We start from the raw sequence: 13,165 nt of genomic DNA on the forward strand, positions 1-13,165 counted from the left end.
CAGCAGGTTCAACACACCCGCCGGCAGGCCCGCTTCGATCCAGCACTTGACCGTCAATTCAGCAACTTTCGGGGTCAGTTCGCTAGGCTTGAACAGCACACTGTTACCGGCCAGCAGCGCCGGCACGATGTGGCCGTTTGGCAAGTGACCCGGGAAATTGTAAGGACCGAACACCGCGACGACACCGTGTGGCTTGTGGCGCAATACCGCAGTGGCGTCGCCCAACGGGCCGCTCTTTTCGCCAGTACGTTCACGGTAGCTCTGCACCGAGATCGCAATCTTGTTGACCATGCTGGTGACTTCAGTCGCCGCTTCCCATAAGGGTTTGCCGGTTTCTTCACCGATGCAGCGAGCCAGTTCGTCAGCGTGGTTTTTCAGTGCGCCTGCAAAGGCTTCCAGCACCGTGATGCGCTCGTCCAGGGTCCGACGGGCCCAGCCCGGGAACGCCTGACGCGCGGCTTGCACGGCCGACTCAACCTGAGCAGCGGTGGCGCCTTCGCCAGTCCACAGTACTTGTTGGGTCACCGGGTTCAGCGATTGGAAAGCTTCACCCTGGCCAGCCAGCCATTCACCTGCGATGTATAGCGAATTCATTATTTCGACTCCCGGGCAGCGGACAACGGAACGGCGCGCACTTGATCGCCGGCGTTGAGTTGAAGACGTTTGGCGGTTAGCGGATCGACCACCAACGTACCGGCGGCGAAGCGTGCTGGCGCGGCAGTGATCCGGCAGTCTTCGCGCTTGCGGTTGTGAATCAGAAATGGCGTGGCGTCGTCACCCGGGTGCCGATGGCCAGCACCAGCGCCTGGCTGTCGCGTACTGCACGGATCTTGCCGGTTTCGCATTCCACGGCCGGGCCGGCGTCGAAGATGTCGACGTAGCCCTGATAGCTGAAACCTTCGCTCTTGAGCATGGCCAGGGCCGGCTCGGTGTCCGGGTGAACCTGGCCGATCACGTTGCGCGCGTCTGGCGACAGGAAGCAGGTGTACAGCGGAAACTTCGGCATCAGCTCGGCGATGAACGCCTTGTTGCCGACACCGGTCAGGTAATCCGCCTGGCTGAATTCCATCTTGAAGAAGTGCCGGCCCAGGCTTTCCCAGAACGGCGAACGCCCGGCTTCATCGGACACACCACGCATTTCGGCAATGATCTTGTTACCGAACAGTTGTGGGAATTCGGCAATGAACAACATCCGTGCCTTGGCCAACATGCGGCCATTGAGGCCACTGCGGTAATCGGCGTGAAGGAACAGCGAGCACAACTCGGAGTTACCGGTCAGGTCGTTGGCCAGGAACAGCGTCGGAATTTCGCGATAGATATTCAGTTCCTGCGAAGCGCTAACGGTCAGGCCGACCCGGAAGTTGTACCAGGGCTCACGCATGCCGACCGCACCGGCGATGGCGGAAATGCCCACCACACGGCCATTGTCGTCTTCGAGCACGAACAGGTAGTCCGCATCGCCCCGCCCGGCTTCGCCGCGGAAGGTTTTCTCGGCCCAGCCAACCCGATGGGCCAGACGTTCTTCGTTGGCCGGCAAAGTGGTCAGGCCGGTGCCGGTGCTGCGGGCCAGGTCGATCAGAGCGGGTAAATCGCTGCTGCGTACGGGACGAACGATCATGCTATCTCCTCAAACGGGCCGCTTGCGCCACCCGCGAAACTCTCAGCTTTCTAGGCATTCTTTCCAGGCATTCTTTATAGACAAAGCAGCGGCGTTAAACCGCGACCAGGCGCACGCTGGCACCTTCACCGACGCCCAGGGCTTCGGCTGCTTCAAGATCCAGGGTCACGGGTTTGCCCGGCGCGTAATCGAGTTCGAGCAATACGGCGCGGTAATCCTGCAACTGGGCGTTGGCCACCAGGTACTGACGACCGGCGCCTTTGACCGGCTCACCGATTTTCACCGGGACCACGCGGCTCTGGGCGATCGAACGGATCCCCGAGATGCGGGCGTGCAGGGTCGGGCCGCCGTCGAAAATGTCGATGTAATGATCGGTTTCGAAGCCTTCGCGCATCAGTATGTCGAAGGTGATCTGCGCCCGTGGGTGCACCTGGCCCATCGCTTCTTGAGCGGAGTCCGGCAGCAGCGGCACGTAGATCGGGTAGTGCGGCATCAGTTCGGCGAGGAAGGTCCGGCTCTTCAGACCGCACAGACGCTCGGCAGCGGCGTAGTTGAGGTCGAAGAAGTTACGGCCGATGGCGTCCCAGAACGGCGAATCGCCATTCTCGTCGCTGTAACCGACGATCTCGGTCACGACCGAATCGGCGAAGCGTTCCAGGTGGCTGGCCACGAACAACAGACGACCACGGGAATTGAGTTCCGCCCAGGGCGACCCCACCAGTTCTCGCTGCACGTAGAAGCTGGTCAGCAAGCTGTTGCCAGTCAGGTCGTGGCACTGGGAGAGCACGTGAATCTTGTTATGAATCTTCAGTTCGCGAGAAGCGTGCACGAAGGTTTCATTGCGAAAGCTGTAGAACGGCTCGGAATAACCGGCCGACGCAACGATCGCCGAGCAACCGGCCAACTTGCCGGTAGCGGTGTCTTCCAGGACAAAGAAATAGCTCTCTTCACCGTTGAAGCTGACTTCAGCGGAAAACGAGGCTTCGCTTGCCGCGATCTTGTCGCTCAGGCGTTCAACGTCATCCGGCAAGGAAGTGACACCAATCGGGCTGTCCGCAGCCAGACGCTGTACCTCGCCCAGATCAGCCATTTGCGCGGGGCGCATCACCAGCATGGTGTCACTCCTTTCTCGAAAAACTCTTTTAGGAAAAATAACCGGGCAGTCATTGCAAACACTCGGACTAATGTGGGAGCGGGCTTGCTCGCGAAAGCGGTGTATCAGTCGACATTGTTGCTGTCGGACCTACCGCTTTCGCGAGCAAGCCCGCTCCCACATTTGATCCGGCCCGGCATAAAAATTGGGTTCGACGCTTGAATCATCAGGCGTCGAAGGGTCTATCAGGCTTGCGTCAGTTTTACGGCAGCGCGCTCGAAACGGTCCAGCCCTGCGTCAATATCCGCGTCTTCCACCACCAGGCTTGGCGCGAAACGAATCACGTCCGGGCCGGCTTGCAGGATCATCAGGCCTTCACGCTCGGCAGCGTTGAAAATGTCCTTGGCCTTGCCTTTCCAGGCATCGCTCAACACACAACCGATCAACAGGCCCAGACCACGGACCTGGGTGAACAGGCCGTATTTCTCGCCAATCTGCTCCAGGCGAGCCTTGAACTTGTCGTGCTTGGCGTTGACGCCACTCAGCACTTCAGGGGTGTTGATCACGTCGATCACCGCTTCTGCGACCGCACACGCCAGCGGGTTGCCGCCGTAGGTGGTGCCGTGAGTGCCGACAACCAGGTGCTTGGCCAACGCTTCGGTGGTCAGCATTGCCGCGATCGGGAAACCGCCGCCCAGGCTCTTGGCACTGGTCAGGATGTCCGGGGTCACGCCGTAATGCTGGTAGGCGAACAGCTTGCCGCTGCGCCCCATACCGGTTTGCACTTCGTCGAACACCAGCAGCGCGTTGTGCTCGGTGCACAATTCGCGGGCGCCTTGCAGGTAAGCCAGTTCGGCCGGCAGTACGCCGCCCTCGCCCTGGATCGGTTCCAGCACCACGGCGCAAGTCTTGTCCGAAACGGCGGCTTTCAAAGCGGCCAGATCGTTGTAAGGAACGTGGGTGATGCCGGTGATTTTAGGACCGAAGCCGTCGGAGTACTTCGACTGGCCACCCACGTTCACGGTGAACAGGGTGCGGCCGTGGAAGCTGTTCAGCGCGGCGATGATTTCGTACTTCTCGCTGCCGAAACGATCGAACGCGACGCGACGGGCCAGCTTGAAGGCGGCCTCGTTGGCTTCGGCGCCCGAGTTGCAGAAGAACACGCGCTCGGCAAAGGTGGCGTCGATCAGCTTATGGGCCAGGCGCAGGGCCGGCTCATTGGTGAACACGTTGGACACGTGCCACAGTTTGTTCGCCTGTTCGGTCAATGCACTGACCAGCGCCGGGTGCGCATGGCCCAAGACGTTAACGGCAATCCCGCCGGCGAAGTCGATCAGCTCGCGGCCAGACTGGTCCCAAACGCGGGAACCGGCACCACGCACAGGGATGAAAGCGGCAGGCGCGTAGTTGGGAACCATTACCTGGTCGAAATCGGCGCGTTGTACCGCAGCGTGCTCAACGGACATCGGAGTCTCCTGAAGAGGAACACTCGCCTGAAACTGGCGAGCGATGAGGGGATTGTAAGGACAGTTTTCAGCCCGGCCTTGCCGCCAAGCGACAACTTCTTATAGCGCAAACCCCGGTTTCAACCGGGTTTACGGCAATGCGACATATACCGTCGCAAAGGCGCAGTTTAAACTGTCGAGCGTGCTTATAGGCAGGACCGCGGGAAACCGATGCCCTGTAGGAGCTGCCGCAGGCTGCGATCTTTTGATTCTGGTTTTTCAAGATCAAAAGATCGCAGCCTGCGGCAGCTCCTACAGGGGATAATGGCCGATCAACGGGCGCTGGAGCTAGCCGCGCTCTGAAGGCGCCGACGACAATTCGAACGGACTGCTGCTGCGCCGCTGGTTGCGATCTTCCCGCGGCGTGGCGCCGAAGAAGTTGCGATAGGCACTGGAGAAGTGCGGCCCCGAAGAGAAACCACAGGACAGGCCGATCTGGATGATCGACTTGCTGGTTTGCATCAACATCTGCCGGGCCTTGTTCAGGCGCAGTTCCAGGTAGTACTGACTCGGCACGCGGTTGAGGTATTGCTTGAAGATCCGCTCCAGCTGCCGGCGCGACACGCACACATGCTGGGCGATTTCGTCGGTGGTCAGGGGTTCTTCGATGTTGGCTTCCATCAGCAACACCGCCTGGGTGAGCTTCGGATGGCTGGAGCCGAGACGGTTTTGCAGGGGAATGCGCTGGCGTTCGCCACCCTCACGGATGCGCTCGACCACCAGTTCTTCCGAGACCGCACCGGCCAGTTCGGCACCGTGATCACGGGCCAGCACCGCCAGCAGCAAGTCGAGTACCGACAGGCCGCCGCAAGCGGTAAGGCGATCGCGATCCCAGTCGAACAGATGACTGGTGGCGATGACTTTCGGGAAGCGTTCGGCGAAATCGTCCTGCCAGCGCCAATGCACGGCAGCGCGATAACCGTCGAGCAAACCGAGCTGCGCCAACGGATAAACCCCGGCGGACAAACCGCCAATCACACAACCGGCACGCACCAGTTGTTTGAGCGAACTGCTGAGGGCCGGCGCGAGTGCGGTCGGCGGCTCGTCGGCGAGCAAAAACAACTTCTGGAAATTTTCGAGCTTGCCGGCCCAGGGCTCACCCGGCAATTGCCAGGCGCCTTCGGTCGGCGGTTCGGCCTGCAAAAACGACAGCTCGTAGACAACGTCCGGATGCACACGCTGAGCAACACGCAAGGCCTCCTCAGCCAGCGCAAGCGTCAGAGCTTTAGTGCTGGGCCAAATCAGGAAACCAATTCGATGGGCAGTCATGGCGGGCAATCCGAAACGAAGAACAGTGATGATGGCATGGGCCAATGCTAGCCCGTAAATGAACGCAAATCTCAACACCAACAAAGATCAAATGTGGGAGCTGGGTCACCCCCCCTGGTAGGAGCTGTCGAGTGAAACGAGGCTGCGATCTTTTGATTTTAAAAATCAAGATCAAAAGATCGCAGCCTTCGGCAGCTCCTACCAATAATGAGCTGGGTCACCCCCTTGTAGGAGCTGTCGAGTGAAACGAGGCTGCGATCTTTTGATTTTAAAAATCAAGACCAAAAGATCGCAGCCTTCGGCAGCTCCTACCAATAATGAGCTGGGTCACCCCCCTTGTAGGAGCTGTCGAGTGAAACGAGGCTGCGATCTTTTGATTTTAAAAATCAAGACCAAAAGATCGCAGCCTTCGGCAGCTCCTACCAATAATGAGCTGGGTCACCCCCTTGTAGGAGCTGTCGAGTGAAACGAGGCTGCGATCTTTTGATTTTAAAAATCAAGATCAAAAGATCGCAGCCTTCGGCAGCTCCTACCAATAATGAGCTGGGTCACCCCCCTTGTAGGAGCTGTCGAGTGAAACGAGGCTGCGATCTTTTGAGTTGAAAAACCAAGACCAAAAGATCGCAGCCTTCGGCAGCTCCTACCAATAATGAGCTGGGCCCCCCTTGTAGGAGCTGTCGAGTGAAACGAGGCTGCGATCTTTTGAGTTGAAAAATCAAGACCAAAAGATCGCAGCCTTCGGCAGCTCCTACCAAGCCAGCTCCCACAGGGGATCGGGGCCAGCCTCTAAATTGCGAAGCATGCACTATCCCTGTGCACAACGGCAGTCCTGATTATTTCAAGCTGCCTGACAGGAATTGCTGCAAACGCTCGGACTGTGGATTGACCAGCACCTCACGCGGGTTGCCGCTCTCTTCGACGATACCTTTGTGCAGGAACACCAGTTGATTCGACACTTCACGGGCAAAGCCCATTTCGTGCGTCACCACCACCATGGTCCGGCCTTCCAGCGCCAGGGCCTGCATGACTTTCAGCACGTCGCCCACCAGCTCCGGGTCGAGGGCCGAGGTCGGTTCGTCAAACAGCATCACTTCAGGTTCCATCGCCAGCGCACGGGCAATCGCCACACGCTGTTGTTCGCCGCCAGACATATGGCCCGGGTAGGCGTCCTTGCGATGTGCCACACCCACCTTGTTCAGGTAGTGCTCAGCCTTTTCGCGGGCTTCAGCCTTGGTCATGCCGAGCACGTGGATCGGCGCTTCCATGATGTTTTCCATCGCGGTCATGTGTGACCACAGATTGAAATGCTGGAACACCATCGACAGACGTGAACGCATGCGTTGCAGCTGTTTCGGGTCGGCGGCCTTCAGCGCGCCTTCCTTGTTGGCGACCAGTTTGAGCTCTTCGTTATTGAGCAGAATCCTGCCTGCGTGCGGCTGCTCAAGCAGGTTGATGCAACGCAGGAAAGTACTTTTGCCGGAGCCACTGGAGCCGATGATGCTGATCACATCGCCAGCCGCCGCTTTCAGGGACACGCCCTTGAGCACTTCGTGACTGCCATAGCGTTTATGCAGGTCTTGGACTTCAAGTTTGTACATGCGGTCGGTTCTCACAAAAACAGTCAGTCAGTCGTTGAGCAAGCGCCCGTGACGCAGCGCTTCGCGCCCCGCCACCTTGGCCAGCCAGAAACCGGGTTGGGCATAACGCAGCCGTTCAATGGCAAACAGCACCCCGGACGTACCAGCACACACCGTGCTGACCCGATCCGCCAACGGATCGATCACTTCGAAAATCTCATCGCCGGCTTCAACCCATTCACCGGGTTTACGCAGGAAACTCACCACACCGGGGTGCGGTGCGAACAACAACTCAGTGCCTTCGAACGGCATGCCTTCGCACGCTTCCCGGGCAGGTTTCGGCCATTCGCCGCTGATCAAACCTTGCTCGGCGAGGAACGCCAGAATGCCTTCGGCATACGCTATGGCATCAACGCGAGTGGTATCGGCCTGCCCTCCCAATTCAATGGTCGTCGCCAGGCACGCCAGTGAAATCTGCGCATCCGGAAAGTGGCGCGACAGGCGCAGCCACGGCAACGAACAGGCTTCGTCGAAGGAGCTGCCGCCGGAGTCTTCCGCCAGCAGGCCCACTTTCACATTCAAGTGCGCGGCGAGCGAACGCCATTGCGGCCAGTGTTGCGGCAACGCGTACATGTGCAGCGCCGCCTCGGCATCGCAATGCAAATCCAGCACCACGTCAGCCGTGCAGGCATGGCTGAGCAAAATGCGCTGCATGCCCTGCAACTGACTCGCCGCCGGCGGCAATGCTGCCAAGGCGTCGCTCATGGCCTGGCGGATCAAGCGGATATTGGCGTGCGGATCATCCCCCAGGCGCCCTTCCAGTTCGGCGGCCACTGGCGCGCTGAGCTCGACGAAATCCCGGTTGAAGTTCTTGCCACTGCCCGCCTCGAAACGCCCCTGATGATTGCCTTGCAGCAATTGACCAAGGCCCAGTGGGTTGGCCACAGGCACCAGTTCGATGACGCCGTTCAGCAAGCCTTGGGCTTCGAGTTCGGTCAGGCGCTTTTTCAGCTCCCAGGCGGTACGCATCCCCGGCAGTTCATCGGCGTGCAGGCTGGCTTGAATGTAAGCCTTGCGCTCGCCGCTACCGAAACGGAACACCGAAATCTGGCGTTCGCTGCCCAGGTGACTCCACGGCAATGAATGATCGATACGTTCCATATCAGTGCTTCCGCGGGGCCATGTAGCCCAGCCAGCGGCGCTCGGCCAGTTTGAAGATCTTCACCAGAATGAAGGTCAGGCACAGGTAGAACACGCCGGCGGTGATGTACGCCTCGAACGGCAGGTAGTACTGAGCGTTGACCGTGCGTGCGGCACCGGTAATGTCGATCAGGGTCACGATGGACGCCAGACTGGTGGTCTGCAGCATCATGATCACTTCGTTGCTGTACTGCGGCAGCGCCCGCCGCAGGGCCGACGGCAACAGGATGCGCGTGTACATTTTGTAGCGCGACATGCCCATGGCCTTGGCCGCTTCAATCTCACCGTTGGGCGTAGCGCGCAGGCTGCCGGCGATGATTTCAGCGGTGTAGGCGCTGGTGTTGATCGCGAAAGCCAGGCACGCACAGAACGTTGCGCTGGACAGCCACGGCCACATGAAGCTTTCACGCACCGCTTGGAATTGCGCCAGCCCGTAGTAGATCAGGAACAGCTGCACCAGCATCGGCGTGCCGCGGATCACGTAGGTGAACAGCCAGGCGCTCATGTTGACGACTGCGTTCTTGGAGACGCGCATCAGCCCCAGCGGCAAGGCCGCCAACAGACCGAAAAACAGCGACAGCGCGAGCAACTTGAGGGTGGTCACCAGGCCGCCGAAGTACAGCGGCAGGGCCTCCCAAATGACGTTGTAGTCGAAGATCATAGATCAGCCGCCCTTACGCCTACCGAGTAGCGCTTCTCAAGGTGACGCAATGCCAGCAACGAGACACTGGTGATCACCAGGTACATCGCCGCCACCGCGAGGAAGAAGGTGAAAGGCTCGCGGGTGGCATCTGCCGCCTGCTTGGCCTTGAACATCATGTCTTGCAGGCCCACCACCGAAATCAGCGCGGTCGCCTTGGTCAATACCAGCCAGTTGTTGGTGAAACCCGGAATCGCCAGACGAATCATCTGCGGCACCAACACCCGGAAGAACACCTGAAAACTGCTCATGCCGTACGCCATGCCGGCTTCTGCCTGACCTTTGGGGATCGCCATGAAGGCGCCACGGAAGGTTTCGGACAGGTACGCACCGAAGATGAAACCCAGGGTGCCGATACCGGCAGCCAACGGATTCAGGTCGATGTAGTCGTTAAAGCCGAGCATCGGTGCGACGCGGTTAAGCAGGTCCTGACCACCGTAGAAAATCAGCAGGATCAGCACCAGGTCGGGAATCCCGCGGATCACTGTGGAATACAGGTCGCCCAGCCAGGCCAGCCAGCGAATCGGGGACAGACGCAGCGAAACGCCGATCAGACCCAGAACAATGGCCAAGACCATGGACGACAAGGCGAGCTGAAGCGTCAGCCATGCGCCATCGAGGATGACAGCCCCGTAGCCTTTCAACATGATTCAGGTCCTCGAAAGTTGGGATGAAAAAATGGCGCAAACCTCAGGGATCCTGTTGCTTGCGCCATTTCGGACTTGTCGCCTGGACGTGTTACTTGCCGTAGATATCGAAGGCGAAGTATTTGTCCTGGATTTGCTTGTACTTGCCGTTCTCGCGAATGGCAGCGATCGCACCGTTGATCTTGTCTTTGAGTGCGTCACCCTTGCGAACTGCAATACCTACGCCGTCGCCGAAGTATTTGACGTCGGTGAAGGCCGGGCCAACGAAGGCGAAACCTTTGCCGGCGTCGGTTTTCAGGAAGCCGTCATCCAGCAGGGTCGCGTCGGCCACGGTGCCGTCGAGGCGGCCAGCGGCTACGTCGAGGTAGATTTCGTTCTGCGAGCCGTAAGGCTTGATCTCGGCACCCAGCGGGGCCAGGACTTCGCGGGCGAAACGCTCGTGGATCGAACCACGCTGTACACCGATGTTCTTGCCCTTGAGCTCAGTCAAGCCTTCGCTGACTTGAGTGCCGGCCTTCATGACCAGGCGAGCCGGGGTGTTGTAGTACTTGTTGGTGAAGTCCACGGATTTCTTGCGGTCTTCAGTGATCGACATGGACGACAGGATCGCGTCGATCTTGCGCACTTTAAGTGCCGGGATCAGACCGTCGAACTCTTGCTCGACCCAGACGCACTTGACCTGCATCTGCTCGCACAAGGCGTTGCCGATGTCGTAGTCAAAACCAACAATGCTGCCGTCCGGCGCCTTGGAGGCGAACGGAGGGTAAGCTGCTTCGATACCGATTTTCAGAGGTTTTTCATCGGCGAAGGTCGGCAGGGACAGCACGGACAGTGCCAGGGCGCCAAGCAGCACAAGTTTCTTCATCTTGGGACTCCATCGGTAAAGGGCAAAAACGGCAGAGTGAGCACAGGCCCAATATGCGAATGGGTTAAACCGGAATGCGGTGCTGCGTCCTACAAAACCCACGTTGTTTTCAACGTGAGCAACGACGAGCGAGTGATCGGCATTCTAACGACAGGCCGGAAGCCGATATTTCTTCAATGCGACAACAAATTACAGATGCACCGAGAATGCCGCCTGGGCATGTTGACAGCCTTGCAATTTCATGCAAGAGCAAAAGACAGTGAACCGATCTATGCTGCAAATTGCGGGCCTATTATTCGCAAACCCTTCTAATCCGGCAAGCGCAGCGTGATGCCTTATTTTTCAGAGGGGCTTCAGAGGCCCTGAAACGGGGCTTTGCGTTTCCCAATGCCCCGTATCGGCGCGGGCGGTTACACATTCAGTTACTTTCTTGGGGCGTGGTAACAGTGGGAAATCACCTACACGTGATGCCGATAATTATTGGTTGAACATCAACATCAAAAGATCGCAGCCTTCGGCAGCTCCTACAAATAATGAGCCGGGTCGCCCCCCTCTGTAGGAGCTGTCGAGTGAAACGAGGCTGCGATCCTTTGATCTTCAACAATAAAAAACCCCGCCAGACTTAACACCTGGCAGGGCTTCGCTGACACAAGAACCGCGGTTTACGCGACGTTCATGGTCTTGTGCGTATCAATCAAATGCTGCACCACACCCGGATCCGCCAGGGTGGAGATATCCCCCAACCCGTCATATTCGGCGGTCGCAATCTTGCGCAGGATCCGGCGCATGATCTTGCCCGAACGAGTTTTCGGCAGCCCCGGTGCCCACTGGATGACATCCGGCGAAGCAATCGGGCCGATCTCCTTGCGTACCCAGTTTTTCAGCTCCAGGCGCAATTGCTCGCTTGGCTCTTCGCCACCGATCAGGGTGACGTAGACATAAATGCCCTGCCCCTTGATGTCATGCGGCACACCGACCACCGCCGCTTCGGCGACTTTCGGGTGAGCCACCATCGCGCTCTCGATCTCCGCCGTCCCCATTCGGTGACCGGAGACGTTAAGCACGTCATCCACACGACCGGTGATCCAGTAGTAACCGTCTTCGTCACGACGTGCGCCGTCACCGGTGAAGTACATGCCACGGAAGGTCTTGAAGTAGGTGTCGACGAAACGGTCATGGTCGCCATACAGCGTGCGCGCCTGGCCTGGCCACGAATCGAGAATCACCAGGTTGCCCTCGGCAACGCCTTCGATGATGTTGCCCAGGTTATCCACCAACGCCGGCACGACGCCGAAGAATGGTCGAGCCGCAGAACCCGGCTTGAGCGCATGCGCCCCTGGCAGCGGGCTCATCAGCGTGGCACCGGTCTCGGTCTGCCACCAGGTATCGACGATCGGGCAACGGGACTGGCCAACATTCTTGTAGTACCAATCCCAGGCCTCCGGGTTGATCGGCTCACCGACCGAACCCAACAGACGCAGGCTGCTGCCATCAGCGCCTTCAACAGCCGCCTTGCCCGACGCCATCATCGCGCGGATCGCGGTTGGCGCGGTGTAGAGGATGTTGACCTTGTGCTTGTCGACAATCTTCGCCACCCGGGTGATGTCCGGGTAGTTCGGCACGCCTTCGAACAACAGGGTGGTCGCGCCATTGGCCAGCGGGCCATAGACAATATAAGTGTGGCCAGTGACCCAACCGACGTCGGCGGTGCACCAGTAGACTTCGCCCGGACGGTAGTCGAACACGCGCTCGTGGGTCAGCGCCGCGTACAACAGATAGCCCGCGGTGGTGTGTTGCACACCCTTCGGCTTACCGGTCGAACCCGAGGTATAAAGAATGAACAGCGCCTCTTCAGCGCCCATTTCTTTCGGCGCACACACGGTGCCCGCCACTTTCATCAGATCTTCGTACCAGATGTCGCGATGCTGGTTCCACTTGATGTTGCCACCGGTGCGCTTGCACACGATGACTTTCTGGATGCTGCTGGTTTCCGGGTTGGTCAGCGCGTCGTCGACGTTGGACTTGAGCGGGATCTTCTTGCCGGCACGAATGCCTTCGTCGGCGGTGATCACCACTTTGGATTTGCAGTCGATGATGCGCCCCGCCAGGGCTTCTGGCGAGAAACCACCGAATACCACCGAGTGAATCGCGCCGATCCGGGTACAGGCCAGCATGGCGACCACGGCTTCGGGGATCATCGGCATATAGATAGTCACCACGTCGCCGCGGTGCACATCCTGGCCGCGCAGGGCGTTGGCGAACTTGCAGACTTCTTCGTGCAGCTCACGGTAGGTGATGTTGCGGCTCTCGGCAGGGTCATCCCCTTCCCAGATAATCGCGATTTGATCGCCGCGCTCGGCCAGATGACGGTCGAGGCAGTTGTAGGAAACGTTCAGGGTGCCGTCGGCGAACCATTTGATGTCGACATGGTGATCGTCGAAGGAAGTCTGCTTCACCGTGGTGAAAGGCTTGATCCAGTCGAGGCGCTTGGCTTGTTCGCGCCAAAACCCGTCCGGGTTCACGACCGACTGCTGGTACAGGGCTTTGTAGGTCGCCTCGTCAGTCAGCGTATTGGCTGCTACCTCGGGACGAACGGGATACAGAGAAGCCGCACTCATCTTTCTTACCTCGGTGGAATAGTTGTTTTTGTATGGCTCTGTTGTAGCCGGGCCGGGCCTATAGAACCATTCG

10 protein-coding genes and 1 pseudogene are annotated in these 13,165 nt (G+C 59.0%); all 11 read right to left on the reverse strand.

All coding sequences use genetic code 11. The features are described from left to right. Positions 1–597: aldehyde dehydrogenase family protein (locus JFV26_RS16075; RefSeq protein WP_201194238.1), on the reverse strand; the 597-nt coding region annotated here is incomplete at its 3' end. Continuing rightward, a pseudogene (gene astA / locus JFV26_RS16080) lies at positions 594–1,618 on the reverse strand (arginine N-succinyltransferase). The pseudogene astA and the gene JFV26_RS16075, both read right to left, overlap by 4 nt. Positions 1,619–1,712: 94 nt before the next feature. Then, on the reverse strand, positions 1,713–2,732 hold the full coding sequence (aruF, locus tag JFV26_RS16085; protein ID WP_201193864.1) for an arginine/ornithine succinyltransferase subunit alpha: 1,020 nt from the start codon (positions 2,730–2,732) through the stop codon (positions 1,713–1,715). 224 nt (positions 2,733–2,956) lie between these two features. Next, positions 2,957–4,177 (reverse strand): aspartate aminotransferase family protein, encoded by a 1,221-nt coding sequence (locus JFV26_RS16090; RefSeq protein WP_201193865.1) that lies wholly within the window; start codon positions 4,175–4,177, stop codon positions 2,957–2,959. A gap of 327 nt (positions 4,178–4,504) precedes the next feature. Next, positions 4,505–5,485, reverse strand: a complete 981-nt coding sequence (gene argR, locus JFV26_RS16095) for a transcriptional regulator ArgR (protein WP_201193867.1) — start codon at positions 5,483–5,485, stop codon at positions 4,505–4,507. A gap of 833 nt (positions 5,486–6,318) precedes the next feature. After that, the gene (locus JFV26_RS16100; protein WP_201193869.1) at positions 6,319–7,083 is read right to left on the reverse strand and encodes an ABC transporter ATP-binding protein; all 765 of its coding nucleotides are present in this window, start codon (positions 7,081–7,083) and stop codon (positions 6,319–6,321) included. 27 nt (positions 7,084–7,110) lie between these two features. Continuing rightward, a complete protein-coding gene (locus JFV26_RS16105; protein WP_201193871.1) occupies positions 7,111–8,223 on the reverse strand; it encodes a M14 family metallopeptidase in 1,113 nt (370 codons plus the stop codon). A 1-nt stretch (position 8,224) separates the two neighbouring features. Beyond that, the gene (locus JFV26_RS16110) at positions 8,225–8,923 is read right to left on the reverse strand and encodes an ABC transporter permease (RefSeq protein WP_201193873.1); all 699 of its coding nucleotides are present in this window, start codon (positions 8,921–8,923) and stop codon (positions 8,225–8,227) included. Further along, on the reverse strand, positions 8,920–9,609 hold the full coding sequence (locus JFV26_RS16115) for an ABC transporter permease (RefSeq protein ID WP_054044772.1): 690 nt from the start codon (positions 9,607–9,609) through the stop codon (positions 8,920–8,922). Before JFV26_RS16115 ends, JFV26_RS16110 begins: the two co-directional genes overlap by 4 nt. Positions 9,610–9,700: 91 nt before the next feature. Then, the gene (locus JFV26_RS16120; protein WP_201193875.1) at positions 9,701–10,474 is read right to left on the reverse strand and encodes an ABC transporter substrate-binding protein; all 774 of its coding nucleotides are present in this window, start codon (positions 10,472–10,474) and stop codon (positions 9,701–9,703) included. A 662-nt stretch (positions 10,475–11,136) separates the two neighbouring features. Continuing rightward, entirely contained in the window at positions 11,137–13,092 is a 1,956-nt protein-coding gene (acs, locus tag JFV26_RS16125; RefSeq protein ID WP_201193877.1) for an acetate--CoA ligase, read from the reverse strand. Positions 13,093–13,165: the final 73 nt, after the last annotated feature.

Origin of the sequence: Pseudomonas sp. TH31, from assembly GCF_016650815.1 — a bacterium.
Taxonomy (GTDB): Bacteria; Pseudomonadota; Gammaproteobacteria; order Pseudomonadales; family Pseudomonadaceae; genus Aquipseudomonas.